The organism is Bacillus cereus group sp. N24 (assembly GCF_016483345.1).
Classification (GTDB): Bacteria; Bacillota; Bacilli; order Bacillales; family Bacillaceae_G; genus Bacillus_A; species Bacillus_A toyonensis.
The window spans coordinates 104149-126214 of sequence record NZ_JAEHCA010000014.1; the positions used below are offsets into that span (position 1 = coordinate 104149).

Below are 22066 nucleotides of genomic sequence, written 5' to 3' on the forward strand. Positions count from 1 at the left end.
TTAATCAGTGGGGGGTCCATCCCCCACTGATTATTAGTTGAACCAATCGGGCTTTTACGGGCAGTTGATTCCCTACCTAACTTCTTTGCTTCCGCTGAATTTTGAGGTGGGGATCTTACTGCCCGTTAATGCGGGATAAAAAAATAAGCCCTCGCTTCTTTATGAGGGCTTATTTCATATTTACTTTCCAAATCTTTTACGGTATCCACATTTCCTACATAACTCTTCGACTGCAACTCTTTTCGAAAATCCATCGACAATGTTTGTTGCTCTTTCACCTTCTATAATGTTAGAAAATGAATCATTATTAATATTCCCAAGATTAATAATCCCTTCACCGTCTAAACAGCAAGGAATAACCGTTCCATTTGCTAAAATACCCGCTTGATTTCGAAGACCATGACAGAATCCTTTTCCATCATCCTCTTCTTCATGCAATGCCGGCCATTGAAATTCATAATCTTGATTAATAAAGACACGTTCCGCAATTTTTATACCTTTTCCTGGTGTAAGCTTCTCTTCAATTTGATAAGGCAGATCAAACTCATTTTCAATTATGGATAATAGCTCTCTATTTTTCTGGATTTCAGCATTTGTCTTATTATCCTGAGTTAAATTCCATAACCTTAGCGAAACAATTAAATCTGATTGACTTGTTGCTTCCCTAATGAAGGCAAGTATACTTCTTACATAGCCCTCTTTATCTTGCGAACCTGGATGTCCATCAAAACTGTGCAGGGAAAAATTCATTTGTCTTAGAGCAGGCTTATTTAACAGTCTATGCCTTCTCTTATTAATTAACGTTCCGTTCGTTGTAATATTAACTTTAAATCCTTTTTCATGGCTTAAATCTAGCAGTTGATCTATTTTTGGATGGAGCAACGGCTCACCCTTCACGTGCAAATAAATGTAGTCTGTGTGAGGTTTAATTTGGTCTAATCTTTTAGCAAAATCCTCCACAGAAATGAATTGCTTCTGCCTTTCCGTCGGCGGACAAAAGCTGCACGCAAGATTACATACACTTGTAATCTCTAAGTAAAACTTCTTAAACTTCTTCACCTTTAATTCCTCACTTCTCTGACTACTTATAATTTTTTCCTCTTCATATTACAGCATACTTTTTTAGAAATAGAAACATACTTATTTTAGGAAATCTGCATACCACCTATTAATGTTTAAAAGACCATCGGTGATTTTTATCCAATGGTCTTTTTTACTCTTTTTATATACAAATGGAAATTTACTTATGATATGGTTCACCACGATTAATACGAAACGCTCTATACACTTGCTCAAGCAATACTAATCGCATTAATTGGTGTGGTAATGTCATTTTTGAAAAAGAAAGAGATTCATTGGAACGCTTCATTACTTCTGAACTTAGTCCAAGTGATCCACCAATTACAAAGGCAACTTTACTCTTTCCATATGTAGCAAGACGATCTAGGCTTACTGCAAATTCTTCTGATGACTTTTGTTTTCCTTCTATCGCTAATGCGATCACGTGCGTATCATCAGAAATTTTATCCAGTATACGTATACCTTCTTTTTCTTTTACAATTAACATTTCTGCTTCACTTAAATTTTCTGGTGCTTTTTCATCTGGCAATTCAATTACTTCTACTTTTGCGTACGCAGATAATCGTTTTAAATATTCTGCTATACCTTGTTTTAAATACTTTTCCTTTAATTTTCCGATTGAAATAATCGAGATATTCACATTTATCCCCCACCTTACAAACATGTTATCCACATAACTTATCCACATATCCACAAATGTTACCCACATATTGTGTGAGAATCTGTGTTCGATACAACATATGTCGCCTCATTTTGACAAAATTCACATGTTTTTTTCTCTTTTTCTGAGTTATCCACATTGTTGATAACCGGTGCAACTTCACATTCATCAACAATAATATCTAACGCTAATTCAACATGTTCTAAACAACAAGGTAAATTCATATTCTTCACCTCACTTTTCTACAATAGAAAACAGGAGGTAGGCCCTCCTGTTTTTAATATTTTTGAATGCCTAATTTCACCGTTGTTGTTGCTCTTTTTGTACCACGATAAAACGTAAGAGTCATTTTATCATTAATTTTTTTATCATATAAGGCCGTACGGAACCCAATAATATCGTTTACTGGTTTTCCATCTACCGCTACAATAACATCATGTTCTCGCAAACCAGCATCCGCGCCTGGTGAAGGACTTTTCACATCTAAAATGCAAACTCCCTCTGCTACATTGCCTGGTAAATGTAATGTTTTGGACCAATAATAATTCGGAATCTCATTTAATGATCTAAGTTCAATTCCAACATAAGGTCTTCTTACTTTCCCGTACTTCTCAAGTTCATTCATAATCGGAACGGCTCTAGTAACCGGAATAGCTAATCCGATTCCTTCCACTTCTTTTGCAGCAATTTTCATTGAGTTAATACCAACTAATTGTCCTGCCGCATTTACAAGTGCACCACCACTATTACCTGGGTTAATCGCTGCATCTGTTTGTAATACTTCTACTTGCCAATCGTAATGACCATCTTGGTCTAAGTCTACAGGAACAATACGCTCGTTAGCTGAAATAATGCCTTGTGTAACGGTCCCAGAAAATTGCAGTCCGAGTGGATTTCCAATCGCAATGACCGGTTCTCCTCGACGAACTTTATTAGAATCGCCAATCTCAATTATTTTTTTCACATGCTTCGCATCTATTTCTAGTACAGCTAAATCTGTGACTACATCGGTTCCTAATACTTTCCCTGGGACCTTCTTACCGTCACTTAGACTTACTTCAATACGATTTGCTCCAGCAACGACATGGTTATTTGTTACAATGTAAGCTTGTCCATCTGTCTTTTTATAAATGACACCCGATCCTGTACCGGCTTCTGAATCTGCCTCTGAAAAATTGTCTCGTTGAATATTAATAATACCAACAACAGCTTCAGAAGCGCGATCAACAGCGTCTACAAAGCTAACCTGTTTAATCCCTTGAGCTTCAGCCATGTTACTTCCACTTGCTTCAGCTTGCGGAAGCGCACCAGCATGATTCGAAAATAAAGGCGCCCCAAATGCAAATAATGAAGCCCCTACAATTGTTCCTGCTATGCTAGAAATGACAATACCTTTATGCTTCTTTTTACCTGCACGTTTTATACGATACTTTTCTTCATCAATAAAGGACATATTTGTTCACCTATCTTCCTGAAAACAACTATATTCACCTTTATTGTTTACTAAAATGAAGAATTATACGTATTGAATTTTAGTAGGCATTTTTGGATCTGTATCATGAATTTCAAAGGATTCTCCCACTCCAAATCCTTTTTCCTCTAACACTTGCGATACTGACATACGCGCTAGTTCTTTCATATTGTTATCTAAGCTTAAATGTGCTAAATAAATATGTTTTGTCTCATCTGTAATTACATCTGCCATCGCTAACGCAGCATCCTCATTACAAACGTGACCAACGTCGCTTAAAATACGTCTTTTAATGCTCCACGGATAACGTCCCATACGAAGCATTTCCACATCATGATTACTTTCAAATACGAAAGCATTAGCTCCCTTAATAACACCTTTCATACGGTCACTCACGTATCCTGTATCTGTAATAAGGGCTAATTTTCTATTATTGTTATGAAAAGCATAAAACATCGGCTCTGCCGCATCATGGGAAACTCCAAATGACTCGACCTCAATATCACCGAATGTTTTCACATCCCCAACTGAGAAAATGAACTTTTGCTCAGTTGGGATATTTCCTATTAAATGTTCCATTGCATTCCATGTTTTCTCGTTCGCATAAACCGGTAAATCATATTTACGCGCCAATACACCTAATCCTTTAATATGGTCACTATGCTCATGTGTGACAAGAATACCTGATACATCATTTATATTCAGTTCTGCTTGTTTAAATAAAGCCTCTGTTGCTTTACCACTTAAACCTGCATCGACGAGTAATTTTTTTTCATCCGTTCCTACATATAGCATATTCCCTGTACTTCCACTTGCAAGCACACTAAAATGCATACTCATTCTTTCTCACTCCATTATGTTCTTCCGGCACTTGAGTTTCCCCTAATTCCATAACTTGTCCTTCAATTGCATTCACAAAAAAGTCCTTTTTCTGCTCTGTCTTTAAGTTCCAAGTTGGAGCTAGCACTTGTATATTAGAAGATGATTCAGCTAGAGCCGCATATCCAATCTGCGCCTCTTTCACGTGCGTATTTTCTGCAATTTTATTTTTTAAATATATATTTTCCAAAGCTGTTTGAGCAGTGATAATTTCTTGTTCTTTCGTTTTTTCACTTTCGCCCATTTCCTTCAAATCCGTTAACATTGTTTGTGTATACGAAACAAGCTCGTTTTTTTCATTTAAATCCACAACAATCATTGCATGATTATTGTGGAAAATCGGCTTATCCTTATACTTTTGGAAGAAATAAATTTTAGAGTCTTTCATTGCTCCAAATTCGTATTTCTGCCCATCAAGGACACTGTTTTTTAAGAAATCATTATATTTATCCTTAGATAATGATTTTGCATTTAAAAATGGCTCTTTCAACTTACCTTCTATCGTATATTCATTTTGCAGATGCGCTGTTTGATTTTTTAAAGATTGCACATCTTCTTCTTTAAAGTTTTTATTTTTCGCCATAATAAATGACTCTTTTTTCGGCTCTTTAGGAAAACTCCCCATAGTAATTTTAGATTCTTTTAATTGTTGATCAATTTTTGTTTCTGTCACAATTTCCAACTGATTACTATCTTGCTTTTGAATGAACTGAAAGATAAGAAAGAGGTCTAAAACAAAAAAGGTCACAATAAATATCGTTTTAATTCGATCCCAATCCATTTAGTCCTCCCTCACTCCACTCATATATTTTTTGTTTACCCTCTTCATCACATTTTACATACCATATCGGCTGTAAAATACTGATCTCTCCTCCGTTCACAGGACCTCCGTTCACGGAAGATTTCAATGACATTTTATAACCAATACCAACATCCTGAATTGAATTTTTGTCAATTTCCGGATTATTCTCTAATGATGTCATCACTGTACGACCTGATGCAAGAGAAGTGGGTGTACTAGGTAAAGGAATATTGAAATCAAAAAGAGATCTCTCATACTGCATGATTTCGCCTGAACCCCATGCTTGTTTTAATTCAGCCATTCCATCTGCATTAAATACAGGTAAACCGCCCTCGTATAAACGGAATGAGGTTTTCCCCTTATTAATATAATCAAGACGATAAGAATTTAAGTTACCACTGTGCCCACTTACAAAGTCGAAGCTTTTCTTCAAAAGCATCGCATTATCTGTAACTTTATCACTATATACTGCGGAATTTTTATATTTCAACATTAAATTCAACTTATCAATTTCCATAGATCGAATACCATCTGTAAATGTTTCCTTTGATTTCTCGGTAATAGGACTTAAATAACGCGGATCACTAAATAAAACATTTTTAAATGAATCCACATCTAACCCAGACACAAAATACTCTATCTGATTTAATTCCGTAATTCCATCTGGTAAAAACAGTTTTTTCGTATCATTTACTTGATATTCAAAATATGGTTTTGCTAATGTAATAAATCGATTTTGGTCGTTTATAACATCCTTTACATAAGCACCACTCAACATCGCTTGATATATTCTACGAGGATTATCATAAGAAATAAAATTAACTTTAATTTCTTGGTCCTTGCTTCGAGAAGGATCGATTACAATGCGATTAAAACTTCTATTAGATTCTAAATTTTTATCTTTGATATTGAACATGTCTTTAATCGTCTCAAGTGGCACATTTGTAGGAAAAACAAATTCAATCTTTTCTTCTCCGTGTACATAAGAAAGAAAATCCCCTTTAGGAACTGTGCCTGTTATTTCCCTAAAATCATGTAATTCTCCATTTTCAAGAATTTTATAAAGTGAGTTCACGTTGTTCGTATTCTCACTTACGTAATGATTTTTTTCTTTATGAACAATAACAGAGGATGGGCGAACAACTCCTGAAATCTTTATCGGATTTATCTCTTCATTACCTTGAACAAATTTTGTATTTTGCACAGAAGTGGAATCGGGAACATATGTCCATAAATTAAAAGTTAAAAATAGACTAATAACAACTAAATTAATTAGAACTATCGTTTTAAAGTTTTCCATACTCATTCCCAATCGTCCTCTTCATCTGGTGCCAGTGGCAGTGTGAAATAAATCGTCGTTCCTTTTCCTTCCTCACTCTTCGCCCAAATAGAACCACCATGTGCCTCAATCATTTCTTTTGCAATAGCTAATCCAAGACCTGTACCACCCATTTGTCTTGAACGGGCTTTATCCACACGATAAAAACGTTCGAAGATTTTATCTACGTTTTCTTTCGGAATACCCATACCTTGGTCACTTACACTAATCTCTAATAACTCCCCTCGATCACGTAAGCGATATGTTACTGTTCCACCTTCTGGCGAATACTTTAATGCGTTAGAAATAATGTTATACAACACTTGTGTAATTTTGTCCGTATCCATATCAATAAATCTAGATTTTTTAGAGAAAGATCGTTTGAAACTTACATTTTGCTCTTTAGACATTTCAAAGCGATCAATAACATTATTAAAGAAGTCAGTAAAGTCGACCCACTCTTTCATCAAACGATGTTCTGTACTATCAAGCTTAGATAGTTGCAACAGCGCATTTACAAGCCTTATCATTCTTTCTGTTTCCTCTTGTGTAACTGTTAAAAATTGCGGTGCAATATTTGGATCTTGCCATGCACCATCTGTCAGCGCTTCTAAGTAACTACGCATCGTTGTTAATGGTGTTCTTAATTCATGAGAGACGTTCGCCACAAACTCGCGGCGTTCCCCTTCTATACGCTCCTGCTCCGTTACATCGTATAATACAGCAATTAAACCATTTGCCTTCCCCGTCTCTTTTTGAATAACAGAAAAACTAGCACGTAAAATGTATGGTTCATTTCTCGTACTAAAATCTAATAAAACAGAATCAGGCTCTTCGTATAAATGATCCAGCGTAAATTCTTCCTGTATCCCCAATACTTCTAAAACCGATTGATCCAGCGCCGTTTCACGCGAAACATTTAGCATCTTTTCCGCAGGGTCATTTAATAAAATAATATCCCCTTTTCGGTCAGTAGCAATTACTCCATCTGTCATATGTGATAAAACAGATGATAATTTACGTCTTTCGCTTTCTGTTGAAGAACGAGCTTGTTGTAGCTTTTTTGATAAATTATTGAAAGATAATGCTAATTGGCCAATTTCATCATGACTATGGACCTTTACTTTTCTCGAATAATTTCCTTTTGCCATTTCAATTGCTTGCCTTCGCATATCTGAAATTGGTCTTGTAATTGTTTGAGCTAGTAAAATCCCAAGTACAGCCGTTACTAACAAAGCAATCACTGTTCCGGTAGCAAAAATTTGATTTATATCCTTCATTTGTTTGTATACATCTTCCATAGATGCAACAATACGAATGACACCAAGTACCTCCCCAGCTTTATCGCTTTGAATAGGAGTAATCATCACTTGAACTCGATGGCCAGTTCCTCCATCTTTCTCAATTTTTGATTCTAGTTTATTTTGTACAATTACCCGTTGAACAGCTATATCTGTCGATGTTCTGCCTATCTTATTTTGCTTAGCCGTGTCTGAAATCGCCATTAATTTTCTATTAGAATCAAATACACTTACTTCTTGAATATCTTTCTTACGATCCGATGCAAACTTTTGAATCGAATTTTTTATAGCGTCATCTAATGATTCTGGATCTGTTTTTTCACGACTTTTTGTAAATTCTTGCTTTAAATTATACGATAGTAAATTCGTTTGTTGTGTCAGGGAATCCTTAAAGCCTTGTACAAGACTTTTTTCTAATTCTCTTACGAAATATACACCGATTACTTGCATCGCTATTAATATTAATAGCATATATATGAGCACAAACTTTAAATGAATGGATTGAAAAAAACCAACCTTTTTCATATATTATTCCTGCTCTGGGTCACGCAAGTAATACCCTACCCCACGTCTAGTTACAATTAAAGTAGGATGACTTGGATTATCTTCAATTTTTTCACGTAAACGACGTACTGTTACATCCACTGTACGCACATCTCCAAAATAATCATAACCCCAAACTGTTTGCAATAAATGTTCACGTGTCATAACTTGTCCTAAATGTTTTGCTAAATAATGTAGCAATTCAAATTCACGATGTGTAAGCTCAATATTTTCCTCACGCTTTGTTACACTATAAGCATTTGGATTAATAATAATTGGTCCAATAACCATTTCAGTATTTTCTTCTTTTTCTGCTGCACCACCTTGTTGATGGCGGCGTAAATTCGCCTTCACACGAGCAAGTAATTCCCTCGTACTAAATGGCTTCGTTACATAATCATCTGCTCCAAGCTCAAGCCCTAATACCTTATCAATTTCAGAGTCCTTCGCTGTAAGCATAATAATCGGCATTTCTGAGTTTTTACGTATTTCGCGACAAACCTCTAAACCATCTTTTCCTGGTAGCATAATATCTAATAAAACCATATCTGGCTGTTCTTCATTAGCTTTCTCAATTGCTTCATCACCATCATGTGCCATTACAATTTCAAAACCCTCTTTTTCTAGGTTGAACTTCAAAATGTCTGCAATCGGCTTTTCATCATCAACTACTAAAATTTTCTTTCCCATCATCGTCTATTTCCTCCTCATAAAAATATGGTCAATGATTCTTAAATATATTGATGTTTCTATAGTATATCCCTATATGACAGCAACCTTTATTTAAGTGTTCTCTCCTCTATTCTCATAGACTCATGTATGATCCACCTTTACACGGAATCCTATACGATCTACAGAAAAACCTCTAGCTTCAACTGCTAGAGGCTCCTCATCCTATTGTAAAATAACTACCCACATTTGTAAAACTACACAAAATAAAAAGGATATCAAGTGGGCCCACTTAATATCCTGAGAGTGGCTCGGGACGGAATCGAACCGCCGACACGAGGATTTTCAGTCCTCTGCTCTACCGACTGAGCTACCGAGCCAAAACTATATATAAAACCACTAATGGTGGTATAAACAAAAGTGGCGGTCCCGACCGGGGTCGAACCGGCGATCTCCTGCGTGACAGGCAGGCATGTTAACCACTACACCACGGGACCAAAAATAAACATAAAAAAACATGACCCGTACGGGATTCGAACCCGTGTTACCGCCGTGAAAGGGCGGTGTCTTAACCACTTGACCAACGGGCCACGAAAAATAAAATGGTGAGCCATGAAGGATTCGAACCTTCGACCCTCTGATTAAAAGTCAGATGCTCTACCAACTGAGCTAATGGCTCATACTCACCAACGTCATATTTTCGTGACGACAAGATGTATCATAACATATCATCTTTTACTTTTGCAATACTTTTTTTGTTTTTTTTATAAAAGATAAGAAAAAACTCATGCGGACATGAGTTTTTCTTAAAAATATCAATTAAACTTCGTATACGTTACGAACGATATTCGTTTGGTTACGATCTGGTCCAACTGAGAACATAGATAATTGGATTCCTGTTAATTCAGAAACACGCTCTACGTATTTTCTTGCATTTTCAGGAAGCTCATCTAATGATTTCACACCAGTAATATCTTCTTCCCAACCTGGAAGCTCTTCATATACAGGCTCACATTTCGCTAAAATGTTTAAGTTTGCTGGAACTTCATCTATAACTTCTCCGTTATATTTGTAAGCAACACAGATTTTAAGAGTTGGAATACCTGTTAATACATCAATAGAGTTTAATGATAAATCCGTTAAACCACTAACACGACGCGCATGTCTTACAACAACGCTATCGAACCAACCTACACGGCGTGGGCGACCAGTTGTTGTTCCGTATTCACGACCAACTTCACGAATTTGATGACCAATTTCATCATTAAGTTCAGTAGGGAATGGACCATCACCAACACGGCTTGTATATGCTTTACATACACCTACAACGCGAGTAACTTTCGCCGGACCAACTCCAGTTCCAACTGTTACACCACCAGCAATCGGGTTAGAAGATGTAACAAATGGGTACGTACCGTGGTCAATATCAAGCATAACACCTTGTGCACCTTCAAATAATACACGGTGATTGTTATCTAGTGCATCATTTAATACAACAGATGTGTCGCATACATATTGTGCGATTTGTTGTCCATATTCGAAGTACTCTTCAAAGATTTCTTCTACGCTGAAACCTTCTGTATCGTACATTTTTTCAAATAAACGATTTTTCTCTACTAAATTGCGCTCAAGCTTCTCTTTAAATGCTTCACGGTCTAAAAGATCAGCCATACGGATACCAATACGAGCAGCTTTATCCATATATGCAGGACCGATACCTTTTTTCGTTGTACCGATTTTGTTATCACCTTTACTAGCCTCTTCTAACTCATCTTGTTTTAAATGATAAGGTAAAATAACGTGTGCACGGTTACTTACACGTAAATTATCAGTACTTACACCACGGTCGTGTAAGTATTTTAACTCTTCAAGTAATGCTTTTGGATCTACTACTAAGCCATTTCCGATTACACAAATTTTCTCTTTATAGAAAATACCAGATGGAATTAAGTGTAACTTATATTTAACTCCGCCGAAAACAATTGTATGTCCTGCGTTATTTCCACCTTGATATCTTGCAACTACTTCCGCATGCTCAGAAAGAAAATCAGTGATTTTACCTTTTCCTTCGTCGCCCCATTGTGTTCCTACAACTACTACTGAAGACATTATTAAAGCACCTCCGCAATTTTCAAACGATCTATTCAAACAATATAATTGTACCAAAACCGAAAAAGAAGTCAACCAAAAAAGCGAACATTTTTTTATTAAAAATCATTTTCGTTCGTAAGAATTATATTTTCACCTTATGAAAGCCTTATCTTTACTCTATAAAAAAAGAAACACATCTTATTATAAGAAATGTGTTTCTTTTTTATACTGCCTTTATGCCCCATCCTCAAAGCGTCGTTCTAAGTTAACGAACTTATTAAATTCTTTAACAAACGCAAGCTCTACTGAACCTACCGGACCATTACGTTGTTTTGCGATGATAATTTCAATCGTATTTTTATTTTCCGTTTCACGGTCATAGTAATCTTCACGATACAAGAATGCTACAATATCAGCATCCTGCTCAATACTCCCCGATTCACGAATATCAGACATCATAGGGCGTTTATCTTGACGAGATTCAACACCACGGGATAACTGTGAAAGGGCAATAACAGGCACTTGTAATTCACGCGCAATCCCTTTTAATGTACGCGAAATCTCAGATACTTCCTGCTGACGGTTCTCGCCCGACTTCCCACTTCCCTGAATAAGCTGTAAATAGTCAATTAAAACCATCCCAAGACCTTGTTCCTGCTTTAATCTACGGCATTTTGCTCGAATCTCATTTACCTTAATCCCTGGTGTATCATCAATATATATACCGGCATTTGAAAGGCTTCCCATCGCCATTGTTAACTTCGCCCAATCATCAGAAGTTAATGACCCAGTACGAAGTCTTTGCGCATCAATATTACCTTCTGCACAAAGCATACGCATAACAAGCTGATCAGAGCCCATCTCCAAACTAAAGATCGCTACATTTTCATCCGTTTTCGTCGCTACGTTTTGTGCGATATTTAATGAAAATGCAGTTTTCCCTACTGACGGACGCGCCGCTACTATGATTAAATCATTTCGTTGGAAACCTGCGGTCATCTTATCTAATTCAGTAAATCCAGTTGGTATTCCTGTAACTTCACCTTTTTGATTATGCAAAAGTTCGATTTTATCGTAAGCATCCACAAGAACGTCTTTAATATTCTGGAATGCTTTAGCGTTCGTTTGATGAGATACTTCTAATATTTTTTTCTCAGCCTCATTTAAAAGGCCGTCCACATCATCTTCTCTCTCATATCCATCAGACACGATATGAGTCGCCGTTCGAATTAAACGACGTAAAAGCGCCTTTTCAGCGATGATTCGTGCATAATACTCTACGTTAGCAGCAGTTGGAACAATCTCTGCTAACTCTGCTAAGTAAGAAACCCCACCAACTTCTTCTAGTAATCCTTGATCAGCCATCGCTGACGTCATCATTACTAAGTCAATTGGCTCTCCCTTATCAGACAAGCCAAGCATCACTTCAAAGATCTTTTGATGTTTCGTTCGATAAAATGAGTCAGGTACCAATAGTTCTGATGCTGACGTTAACGCATCTTGATCAATCAATATGGCACCTAAGACTGCCTGCTCAGCTTCTATATTATGCGGAGGGGTACGATCAGCCATTACATCACTCATACGCAATCCTCCTTGTTTAATTTATTTTTATTGTTCACTAACATGAACTTTTACTTTTGCTGTTACTTGCGGATGCAATTTTACAGTCACATTTGTATAACCTAATGCACGAATTGCATCATCCATTTCAAATTTACGTTTATCAAGTTTGATTTTGTGTGATTTTTGCATTGCGTCTACGATTTGTTTGCTTGTGATAGAACCAAATAAACGGCCACCTTCTCCAGATTTCGCCTTCAGTTCCACAGTTAATTTCTCTAAAGTTTCTTTCAGCTCTTTTGCATTCTCAAGCTCTGCTGCTGCATCTTTTTCTTCTTTACGCTTTTGAGCTTCTAAAGTTTTCATACTGCTGTTTGTCGCTTCAGCAGCTAATCCTTGTTTTAGTAAAAAGTTATTTGCATAACCATCTGGTACGTTTTTTATTTCTCCTTTTTTACCTTTACCTTTTACGTCTTTTAGAAAAATTACTTTCATGATTGTGTGCCTCCCTGTAAATAGTCATCAATAACAAATCGAAGCTTCTCCTCAGCTTCATCTACTGTAACATTTTTCATTTGTGTGGCTGCATTCGTCAAATGCCCGCCACCTCCTAGATTCTCCATAATTAGCTGCACATTCACTTCACCTAAAGACCTGCCGCTAATTCCAATGAAATTCTCCCCACGTTTCGCTATAACAAATGATGCAATAATACCCGTCATCGTTAATAGCGTGTCCGCTGATTGTGCAATAAGCACTTGATCGTAATAGTCATCACTATCAACTTTTGCAATAGCAATTCCATTTTTATAAATGTACGCATTTTTAATAGCTTTTGCAACTCGTAAATACTGATTCATATCTTCTTTTAACAATTCTTGTACAAGTACAGTATCTGCACCATGCGAGCGTAAATAAGAAGCTGCATCAAACGTACGAGCACCCGTCCGGAACGTAAAACTTTTCGTATCAACAATAATACCAGCTAACAATGCCGTCGCTTCTAACATTGTCATCTTTAAATTTTTCGGTTGATACTCAAGTAATTCTGTAACAAGTTCTGCCGTCGAAGAAGCATATGGTTCCATGTAAACAAGTAATGGATCTTCAATAAAATCTTCTCCACGACGATGATGGTCAATCACCACTACATTTTCAATTTTACGAACCAGTTTTTCCTCCATCACCATAGAAGGCTTATGTGTATCCACAACAACAAGTAAGGACTCATCATTTGCAAATTCCATCGCTTGATCCGGGGTAATAAAATGAGACCATAGTTCTTCATTTTGTTTCACTTTATCCATCAGACGTTTAATTCCCTTATCGGAATCATTTTCATCTAACACAATATATCCTTTGCGCTCATTTAATTGAGCTACCTTTAAAATACCAATCGCAGCACCAATTGCATCCATATCAGGGGCCCTATGTCCCATTATAATGACATTACTACTTTCTAATACTAAATCCTTCAATGCATGCGAAATAACTCTAGCACGTACACGAGTACGCTTTTCAACTGGATTTGTTTTACCGCCGTAAAATTTAACTTTACCTGTCGCTTGTTTAATAGCTACTTGATCCCCACCACGTCCAAGCGCAAGGTCTAAACCAGATTGAGCCATTGCTCCAAGCTCTGATAAAGGCATATCACCTGATCCGACACCCACACTTAACGTAAGTGGTATATTCCTTTTAGATGTTTCTTCACGCACTTGATCTAAAATGTTAAACTTGCCTTTCTCCATTTGTGCTAAAATACTTTCATTTAGTACAACGAAGAACCTCTCTGAAGATGCACGTTTTAAATAAGCGCCATACTTAACAGCCCATTCATTTAGACGTGACGTCACAAGACTTGTTATATTCGTACGTAATTGATCATCTAATCCTTGTGTAACTTCATCATAGTTATCTAAATAAATAACAGCTAAAACAGTGCGTTGATCTTCATACATCTTTTCAATTTCTGTTTGTTCCGTTACATCAAAGAAATAAATTAGCTTTTCTTCTTTCCTTACAAAAACACGGAACTTTCGATTATTTAAAGAAACTATATCGTCAGAAGTCTTCCCCTTAATAAAAAGGAGTAATGTTTCTGATACATCGTAAAGGTGCCAACCGGCTAATGCATGCTGTCCCAAACATGATGATAAATAAGGATTTGCCCAATCAATCCCATAATCCTTATTGTATAACAAAATACCAATTGGCATTTGGTTAAATGCTTCATTACTCACTTTCTTTACCCTTGTAATCATATCTGTCGTATGTTTTTCAAAATTTCTTTGGAAAGTAAGTTCGAATCGTATAACGACAAAAAGTACAATACAAAAGATAAAAAAGGCTGATATTCCCATAATTAAATGAAAGTAACAGAGGAGTGAAATTAGCACAAATACAAAAAATGCCAATACATAAACAGGATATAAAAACCACTGTTTCTTATAAAATTCAGGCATGTATACAACTCCTATAAAGTAAAACTAACTCACCTTCCAGTTAGTTTTACAGATTAAAATAGTATAAGGAATATTATTTTATCCCCCTATTTTAGAACGCAATGAAATCCCTAAGTCAATTATACCTAAGATTGTTACAAGAGGAAACATCATCGGAATAAACATGCATACAATAAAACTAATAATAGGAACACCTTTAGTAAATCCTTTTCTATGCGCTAAAAAGGTGATAAATGTCAGACCTTGCAGTACGAGCAATAGTGCAAATATGACATATAGGTTGGAAAATACCATATATAAATATGATGCTGGTTCTACCTTTATAAAAGTTGCTAACAAAATAAATATAACGTAATACCAGACAATGCTCTTTGGCAATTGTATATCTTTAAATTTAGGCCAAGATATAACGTCATACTTTAACTTCCTCAAGACACTAACCGATACGAGCACTGTAATCCAAGAAAAACAAACAGAAACCATTACAAGTAAACTCGGGAATAGTGTTTGTAATATCTCATTGAATTGTCCAAATAACTCTTTTTGTTCTTTACTAATTGGCATACCTGCAGCGCTTACCATCTTTTCACTTTGCGCCATACCTTCATTAAACATATTTTGTATTTGCTTCATTAAATCTATGTTAAAAAACTTTATACTTGCAACATAAATGAGCACAAAACCAATTAAATATGCAAGGGTTCCTGTCATCAAGATCTCTATTGGCTTTTTTCTTTTTTTATACATGGATCCTAAAACAATCCCTATCAATCCAAACATTATTGTCTTCACTAGATTCAAGGGCTGGCTCACAATAACGGTAATAAAAAGCGCAGCTGTAAAAATTATAAAAGCATTGGATAACCTATATTTTATCGTAAACAATATAAACGGTAATGGTAATGCGAAAGTTACAACTGTACCTAAAACCGGAACGTATAAAGACACAAGCAATAATATCGCGTATATAGCTAATAACGCTGCGCCTTCAGTAATAAATTTTGTTTGTTTCATGATTTAACCTCTCTTTCAAAAAAGAAAAGCATAGCAAAATGCACAGTAGAGTCCGACTCTACTGTGCATTTCATACGCTATTATTCACCAACATATGGTAAAAGTGCCATTTGACGAGCACGTTTAATTGCAACTGTAAGTTTGCGTTGGTATTTTGCGCTTGTTCCTGTTACACGACGAGGTAAAATTTTACCACGTTCAGAAACGAAACGTTTTAATAAATCAACATCTTTATAGTCAATGCGAGTGATGCCGTTAGATGTGAAGAAACACACCTTACGACGTTTCGCACGTCCACCTTTGCGTCCTGCCATGTCTATTCCCTCCATTCTTTGTTAAAAATAGCCGATTCATACCATTAAAATGGTAAATCGTCGTCCGAAATGTCAATCGGTTGACCAACATTCGAAAATGGATCGTCATTCTTCGTAAATCCAGAGTTTCCAGTGTTACCTGAGTTGCCTGAATTACTAGATTGACCAAATGGGTTAGAGCTTTGGTTACCGAAACCAGCTCCTGATGGTTGCTGATTGAATGAACCACGTTGCTCCCCACCGCCATTACGCGGCTCTAAAAATTGTACGCTCTCCGCAAGAACTTCTGTTACATATACACGTTTACCATCTTGTCCATCGTAATTACGAGTTTGAAGACGTCCGTCTACGCCTGCTAAGCTACCTTTTTTCAAATAATTTGCCACGTTTTCTGCTTGTTTACGCCATATTACACAATTAATAAAGTCAGCTTCACGCTCACCTTGTTGATTCGCAAATGCGCGATTCACAGCTAACGTAAAAGTAGCTACTGCAACACCATTGGGCGTGTAACGTAAGTCAGGGTCCTTAGTTAAACGACCAACGAGGATAACACGATTCATCAATCGAACCACTCTCCCTTATATATCAATTATTTTTCTTCTTCTTTAACAACGATATGACGAAGGATATCTTCGTTGATCTTAGCTAAACGGTCGAATTCGTTAATCGCTTCTGCGTTAGAGTTCACGTTTAAGATCATGTAGAAACCTTCACGTAAGTCGTTGATTTCGTAAGCTAAACGACGCTTACCCCACTCTTTCGTGTTAATGATTTCTGCACCATTGTTTGTTAAAACACCTGCAAAACGTTCAACTAAAGCTTTTTGAGCTTCTTCTTCAACGCCAGGACGAATGATGTACATAATTTCGTACTTTCTCATTACACTTTCACCTCCTTTTGGTCTAAACGGCCCATAATGGGCAAGGAGCAATTAATTTATAGTAATTACTCACGAGTTTAGATTATATCATAGTAAGTTATATGAATCAACTCACCAATACGTAAAAAACTTGGCAAACACATAATATATTTGCCAAGTTCATATCTTTATTTTTCCTAGGAAATATTAAATTAAACGTTAAAACGGAAGTGCATAACATCTCCGTCTTTTACGATATACTCTTTTCCTTCTAAACGTACTTTTCCAGCTTCTTTTGCAGCTGTCATAGAACCGTTTGTCATTAAATCATCATAAGAAACTGTTTCTGCGCGAATAAATCCACGCTCAAAATCTGTATGAATTACGCCCGCACATTGTGGTGCTTTCATACCTTGTTTAAACGTCCATGCACGCACTTCTTGCACACCAGCTGTGAAGTAAGTAGCAAGTCCTAATAAGTCATATGCAGCACGGATTAACTGATCTAAACCAGATTCTTCAATGCCTAGTTCTTCCAGGAATACTTTTTTCTCTTCCTCATCTAACTCAGCGATTTCTGATTCAATTTTTGCACATACAACAATTACTTGTGAATTTTCATTTGCTGCAAATTCTTTTACCATTTGTACGTATTTATTTTCAGAAGGATCCATAATATCATCTTCACTTACGTTTGCTACGTATAGCATTTCTTTCGTTGTAAGTAAATGAAGGCCTTTAACAATCTTCATTTGCTCTTCTGTAAATTCAACAGTACGAGCTGGTTTCCCCTCTTCGAAAGCTTCTTTTAAACGCACTAAAATTTCATGCTCATATACTGCTTCTTTATCTTTTTGTCTTGCTAATTTCGCAACACGCTCGATACGTTTATCAACAGACTCTAAGTCTGCTAAGATTAGCTCTAAGTTGATTGTTTCAATATCATCAATTGGATCTACTTTTCCTGAAACGTGCGTAATATTTTCGTCTTCAAAACAACGAACAACTTGGCAAATTGCATCTACTTGGCGAATGTGAGATAAGAATTTATTTCCTAACCCTTCGCCCTTACTTGCACCTTTTACGATACCTGCAATATCAGTAAACTCAAATACAGTCGGAACAGTCTTTTTCGGTTCTACTAATTCCGTTAATTTATTTAAACGCTCATCTGGTACTTCTACAATTCCTACGTTTGGATCAATTGTACAGAATGGATAGTTCGCAGATTCTGCTCCTGCTTGTGTAATTGCATTAAATAAAGTGGACTTCCCTACGTTAGGTAATCCAACAATCCCAGCCGTTAATCCCATATTTTTCACTCCTATGTCTCAATCTTTCATCATTATAGATAGTAACGAAAAAAATGACAAGTTTCCTCCAAACGAAAAAAGCAACAGCCACCTACTGCAACTGTTACTTTTTCTCTATTCTTCGTGCTTCACAAGTATTTTTTTCACCTTACGATCAAACTCTCTTCGAGGAATCATTACTGAATGGTCACATCCCTCGCACTTAATGCGGATATCCATTCCCATACGAATAATTTTCCAACGATTCTCACCACATGGGTGGGCTTTCTTCATTTCCACAACGTCGTACAAGTTATATTCCTTTTGCTCCACTCTCCAAACCCCTCTCGATACTAAAGTGCTTTTCCACTAACCAGTTCTTCACGATTATATAAAACCATACGTGGATATGGAATTTCAATTCCATGTAAATCTAGACGATTTTTAATCTCTTTACGAAGTGCTCTTGCAATAACTGCATGTTGCATCGGTTCTACTTCAGCAATAACGCGTAATATAACTTCTGATGCAGCTAATGTTTGCACACCTAATAATTGAGGCGTCGTTACCATTTTTTCGTATTGTGCAGGTAACTCTACTAATAAATCCTCAATAACTTGCTCTGCTTTCGCAATGTCAGCCTCATATGAAATAGATACATCAACAAATGCTACACTATTACTAACTGAGTAGTTAGTAACTTGAACAATACTTCCGTTTGGTAAAGTATGAATTTCACCTGTCCAACTCTTTACTTTCGTTGTACGAAGTCCAATTTCTAAAACGACTCCTTCAAATTGACCGATTTTAACATAATCGCCAACTGAAAACTGATCTTCTAGCAAAATAAATAAACCTGTAATAACGTCTTTCACTAAACTTTGAGCACCAAATCCGACTGCTAAACCAATTACCCCGGCACCCGCTAATAAACCTGATGCATTAATATCAAACACACCTAAAATCGCAATTAGCATAATGAACATAACAACGTATGCTACAATATTTTCAAGTAATTTCGCTACCGTAACTGTACGACGTTCTGAAATTTGGATTGGAGAACGGCTCCCCATGCGAAACGCATTTCGTACAACCGCTCTTGCAACTCGCACAACAACTGCACCAATTGTTAAAATAATACATATTTTTAATGTCGCAACTCCAATATGAGCCCAACGATCAGCATCCAATAAATACTGTTTCGTAGAATTAAACCACTTCGTTAATAAATCCATGTATCTCTACCTCTCCAGCCAAAATTTCTTTTTAGTTATTCTTCTTATTGTATCAGAAGTCTCTCTGATTGCTGAAAAAATTTATAACTTTAATTGCATTTGTTAACTTCTATCCAGGTATAAAATGGAACGAATATATATATACTAGTACTATTATTTCCGTTTTCATTTACATTTTGCAAAAAGTACGCACTTATAGTTTTCCATTTTATTCGCCATATAACATATTTTGAAAATTTATTAAAAGGATGGGTGCTTCATGAATATTGGAAGTTTTCGCTTACCTTTTTTCGAAAAAGAAACTCAAAATGTTATGCACCAAGACTTAGAAGCCTCCGAGACAATCAGTAACTTCTTGCTTTCCCATATTCCTATTCAAACTAATATACCACTTATTCTCGTTTGTATCGGAACAGATCGTTCCACCGGTGATGCACTCGGCCCATTAGTTGGCACTAAGCTAGAACAAGTAGAAATCAAAAACTTCCAAGTGTTCGGCACACTAGATGAACCAGTGCATGCACTGAATCTAGAAGAGAAAATTCAAAATATACAGAAAGAAAATCCTACTTCCTTTATAATTGCCGTTGATGCATGTTTAGGAAAGTCTCAAAATATCGGTTCAATTACTACTGGAAAAGGACCTAGTAAACCTGGTGCTGCGATGAATAAGAAATTACCTGCAGTTGGTGATTTGCATATACACGGCATCGTCAATTTAAATGGTTTTATGGAGTTTTTTGTTCTTCAAAATACGAGATTAAGTTTAGTGATGAAAATGGCCGATGTAATCGCACAAAGTATAAAAGAGACGGATCAAAAATTATCTGCATTAAAAAAAGCAAACCATCTATAAATAATAAGATGGTTTGCTTTTTAATTTTTATGTGATAATAATTCTAAAATACGATTTAAATCTTCTTTATTAAAAAATTCAATTTCGATTTTACCTTTTTCTTTTTTCGTCTCTTTAATTTTCACATCTGTGCCAAACTTTTCTCTTAAGAACGTTTCACGTTCTAAGAAAAATATATTTCGCTCTTTTTTCACTTGTTTTGTTTCACGTGAAACGTGTTGATTAATCTCTTGGACGATTTTCTCTAATTGACGAACATTTAATCCTTCTTTTTCAATGCGTTTCAATAAGGACTTCAATTGTTCTTCATCTTTGATTGTAAGTAAAGTTCTCCCATGAGCCATTGAAAGTTGACCATTTGCAATCATATCTTGTACGAAAGAAGGGAGGCTTAATAACCGAGTATAGTTTGCAATGTAAGGTCTACTTTTACCAAGACGTTTCGCTAATTGTTCTTGCGTTACATTTAGCTCATTCATTAACATCTGGTATGCCATTGCCTCTTCCATCGGATTTAAATCTTCTCGTTGTAAATTTTCTAACAAAGCAAATTCCATCATTTGCTGCTCGTTTAATTGCCTTACAACGGCAGGTACTTTTTCAAGTCCAGCCTCTTTGGCAGCACGATATCTTCTTTCACCTGCAACAATTTCATATCCTTTAATACTCTTTCTAGCAATTAACGGTTGTAATATGCCGTGTTCTTTAATAGAAGCCGCTAATTCCTCAATCGCAGCTTTATTAAAGTGCTTACGCGGTTGGTATGGATTCGGCCTTAATTCAGTTACGATAATCTCCTGAATCGTTTCTTCTTCTTTCACATCTAAATCAGGAAAAAACACATTAATCCCTCTTCCTAAACCTTTAGCCACCTGCAATCACTTCCTCTGCTAAATCTATATATACTTCTGCCCCTCTTGATTTAGCGTCATACTGCATAATCGGTTTTCCATGACTTGGTGCCTCACTTAAGCGAACATTACGTGGAATAATGGAACGGTATACTTTATCCCTAAAGTATTTCTTCACTTCATCTATAACTTGAATCCCTAAATTTGTACGGGCATCTAGCATTGTTAACAATACACCTTGAATTGCTAGATCTTTATTTAAATGTTTTTGTACAAGTCGAACTGTATTTAATAGCTGACTTAATCCTTCGAGTGCGTAATATTCACACTGAACAGGAATAATAACAGAATCTGCTGCTGTTAATGCATTAATCGTTAATAACCCTAAAGACGGGGGACAGTCGATAATAATGTAATCATATTCATCACGAACTGGCTGTAATGCCCTTTGCAAACGTACTTCCCGGGAAATAGTCGGTACCAATTCAATTTCAGCACCAGCCAATTGAATTGTAGCGGGTAGAACATCTAAGTTTTCAGTTGCGGTTTTCCGTATAACTCCCTGAACATCTGCATCTTCCACAAGAACATTGTAAATACATTGGTCTAATTCTGACTTTTCAATTCCCACACCAGTCGTTGCATTTCCTTGAGCATCAATATCTACGAGAAGGACTTTCTTACCTACTTGCGCCAATCCAGCCCCTAAATTAACAGATGTTGTTGTTTTTCCAACACCGCCTTTTTGATTAGCAATAGCAATGATTTTTCCCATGATGTCACCTACTTTCAACCTTTC

The 22066-nt window shown here is 36.2% G+C and carries 23 protein-coding genes and 4 tRNA genes; 1 reads left to right on the forward strand and 26 read right to left on the reverse strand.

From position 1 onward, the window contains the following. Window positions 1-180 precede the first annotated feature (180 nt). From JDS95_RS19610 to JDS95_RS19725, 24 genes are all read right to left on the reverse strand, one after another. Window positions 181-1059 carry a radical SAM/SPASM domain-containing protein gene (locus JDS95_RS19610; protein WP_000713626.1) on the reverse strand — a complete coding sequence of 293 codons (879 nt, stop codon included), beginning with the start codon at window positions 1057-1059 and terminating at the stop codon, window positions 181-183. Window positions 1060-1240: 181 nt separating this feature from the next. After that, the gene (gene rlmH, locus JDS95_RS19615) at window positions 1241-1720 is read right to left on the reverse strand and encodes a 23S rRNA (pseudouridine(1915)-N(3))-methyltransferase RlmH (RefSeq protein WP_001027003.1); all 480 of its coding nucleotides are present in this window, start codon (window positions 1718-1720) and stop codon (window positions 1241-1243) included. Between the two features lie 59 nt (window positions 1721-1779). After that, window positions 1780-1965 (reverse strand): CxxH/CxxC protein, encoded by a 186-nt coding sequence (locus tag JDS95_RS19620; RefSeq protein WP_001052827.1) that lies wholly within the window; start codon window positions 1963-1965, stop codon window positions 1780-1782. Window positions 1966-2018: 53 nt separating this feature from the next. Continuing rightward, window positions 2019-3194 carry a S1C family serine protease gene (locus JDS95_RS19625; protein WP_000008023.1) on the reverse strand — a complete coding sequence of 392 codons (1176 nt, stop codon included), beginning with the start codon at window positions 3192-3194 and terminating at the stop codon, window positions 2019-2021. Window positions 3195-3257: 63 nt separating this feature from the next. Further along, entirely contained in the window at window positions 3258-4052 is a 795-nt protein-coding gene (locus JDS95_RS19630) for an MBL fold metallo-hydrolase (RefSeq protein WP_000061688.1), read from the reverse strand. Beyond that, the gene (locus tag JDS95_RS19635) at window positions 4036-4872 is read right to left on the reverse strand and encodes a two-component system regulatory protein YycI (RefSeq protein WP_000383715.1); all 837 of its coding nucleotides are present in this window, start codon (window positions 4870-4872) and stop codon (window positions 4036-4038) included. Before JDS95_RS19635 ends, JDS95_RS19630 begins: the two co-directional genes overlap by 17 nt. Beyond that, window positions 4853-6199 carry a YycH family regulatory protein gene (locus tag JDS95_RS19640; protein ID WP_000061574.1) on the reverse strand — a complete coding sequence of 449 codons (1347 nt, stop codon included), beginning with the start codon at window positions 6197-6199 and terminating at the stop codon, window positions 4853-4855. The genes JDS95_RS19635 and JDS95_RS19640 overlap by 20 nt, the downstream gene beginning before the upstream one ends. Further along, window positions 6196-8037: a cell wall metabolism sensor histidine kinase WalK gene (gene walK, locus JDS95_RS19645; protein ID WP_000755358.1), complete on the reverse strand. Its 1842-nt coding sequence runs from the start codon at window positions 8035-8037 to the stop codon at window positions 6196-6198. Before walK ends, JDS95_RS19640 begins: the two co-directional genes overlap by 4 nt. A gap of 3 nt (window positions 8038-8040) precedes the next feature. Continuing rightward, window positions 8041-8748, reverse strand: coding sequence for a cell wall metabolism DNA-binding response regulator WalR (walR, locus tag JDS95_RS19650; RefSeq protein WP_000971864.1), 708 nt, complete (start codon window positions 8746-8748; stop codon window positions 8041-8043). Window positions 8749-9031: 283 nt separating this feature from the next. Then, window positions 9032-9104, reverse strand: a tRNA-Phe gene (locus JDS95_RS19655). Between the two features lie 41 nt (window positions 9105-9145). Further along, a tRNA-Asp gene (locus JDS95_RS19660) sits at window positions 9146-9221 on the reverse strand. Window positions 9222-9242: 21 nt separating this feature from the next. After that, a tRNA-Glu gene (locus JDS95_RS19665) sits at window positions 9243-9314 on the reverse strand. A gap of 13 nt (window positions 9315-9327) precedes the next feature. Continuing rightward, window positions 9328-9403, reverse strand: a tRNA-Lys gene (locus JDS95_RS19670). Between the two features lie 140 nt (window positions 9404-9543). Continuing rightward, on the reverse strand, window positions 9544-10833 hold the full coding sequence (locus JDS95_RS19675) for an adenylosuccinate synthase (protein WP_000100232.1): 1290 nt from the start codon (window positions 10831-10833) through the stop codon (window positions 9544-9546). A 216-nt stretch (window positions 10834-11049) separates the two neighbouring features. Continuing rightward, window positions 11050-12399, reverse strand: coding sequence for a replicative DNA helicase (dnaB, locus tag JDS95_RS19680; RefSeq protein ID WP_001286243.1), 1350 nt, complete (start codon window positions 12397-12399; stop codon window positions 11050-11052). Between the two features lie 27 nt (window positions 12400-12426). Beyond that, the gene (gene rplI, locus JDS95_RS19685) at window positions 12427-12873 is read right to left on the reverse strand and encodes a 50S ribosomal protein L9 (protein WP_000864222.1); all 447 of its coding nucleotides are present in this window, start codon (window positions 12871-12873) and stop codon (window positions 12427-12429) included. Beyond that, window positions 12870-14843 (reverse strand): DHH family phosphoesterase, encoded by a 1974-nt coding sequence (locus tag JDS95_RS19690; RefSeq protein WP_085450919.1) that lies wholly within the window; start codon window positions 14841-14843, stop codon window positions 12870-12872. Before JDS95_RS19690 ends, rplI begins: the two co-directional genes overlap by 4 nt. Before the next feature lie 78 nt (window positions 14844-14921). Then, complete coding sequence (locus JDS95_RS19695; protein WP_139823545.1) at window positions 14922-15857, reverse strand: YybS family protein; 936 nt, start codon at window positions 15855-15857, stop codon at window positions 14922-14924. A gap of 80 nt (window positions 15858-15937) precedes the next feature. Next, complete coding sequence (rpsR, locus tag JDS95_RS19700) at window positions 15938-16171, reverse strand: 30S ribosomal protein S18 (protein WP_000918874.1); 234 nt, start codon at window positions 16169-16171, stop codon at window positions 15938-15940. Window positions 16172-16215: 44 nt separating this feature from the next. Further along, a complete protein-coding gene (ssb, locus tag JDS95_RS19705) occupies window positions 16216-16737 on the reverse strand; it encodes a single-stranded DNA-binding protein (RefSeq protein ID WP_000981965.1) in 522 nt (173 codons plus the stop codon). 26 nt (window positions 16738-16763) lie between these two features. Then, window positions 16764-17054, reverse strand: coding sequence for a 30S ribosomal protein S6 (rpsF, locus tag JDS95_RS19710; protein WP_001233781.1), 291 nt, complete (start codon window positions 17052-17054; stop codon window positions 16764-16766). Between the two features lie 191 nt (window positions 17055-17245). Then, complete coding sequence (gene ychF / locus JDS95_RS19715) at window positions 17246-18346, reverse strand: redox-regulated ATPase YchF (protein ID WP_000524664.1); 1101 nt, start codon at window positions 18344-18346, stop codon at window positions 17246-17248. Between the two features lie 114 nt (window positions 18347-18460). Continuing rightward, window positions 18461-18658 (reverse strand): DUF951 domain-containing protein, encoded by a 198-nt coding sequence (locus JDS95_RS19720; RefSeq protein WP_000435485.1) that lies wholly within the window; start codon window positions 18656-18658, stop codon window positions 18461-18463. Window positions 18659-18678: 20 nt separating this feature from the next. Further along, window positions 18679-19560, reverse strand: a complete 882-nt coding sequence (locus JDS95_RS19725) for a mechanosensitive ion channel family protein (protein ID WP_000365116.1) — start codon at window positions 19558-19560, stop codon at window positions 18679-18681. Window positions 19561-19819: 259 nt separating this feature from the next. Here JDS95_RS19725 and yyaC point away from each other — a divergent pair, with 259 nt between their 5' ends. Then, complete coding sequence (gene yyaC, locus JDS95_RS19730; RefSeq protein ID WP_001020736.1) at window positions 19820-20416, forward strand: spore protease YyaC; 597 nt, start codon at window positions 19820-19822, stop codon at window positions 20414-20416. A 20-nt stretch (window positions 20417-20436) separates the two neighbouring features. Here yyaC and spo0J read toward each other — a convergent pair whose 3' ends face one another. Together spo0J and soj are read right to left on the reverse strand one after the other, a co-directional pair. Then, window positions 20437-21288 (reverse strand): stage 0 sporulation protein Spo0J, encoded by an 852-nt coding sequence (gene spo0J / locus JDS95_RS19735; protein WP_085450917.1) that lies wholly within the window; start codon window positions 21286-21288, stop codon window positions 20437-20439. Continuing rightward, window positions 21281-22042, reverse strand: a complete 762-nt coding sequence (gene soj, locus JDS95_RS19740) for a sporulation initiation inhibitor protein Soj (protein WP_000516116.1) — start codon at window positions 22040-22042, stop codon at window positions 21281-21283. The genes spo0J and soj overlap by 8 nt, the downstream gene beginning before the upstream one ends. Window positions 22043-22066: the final 24 nt, after the last annotated feature.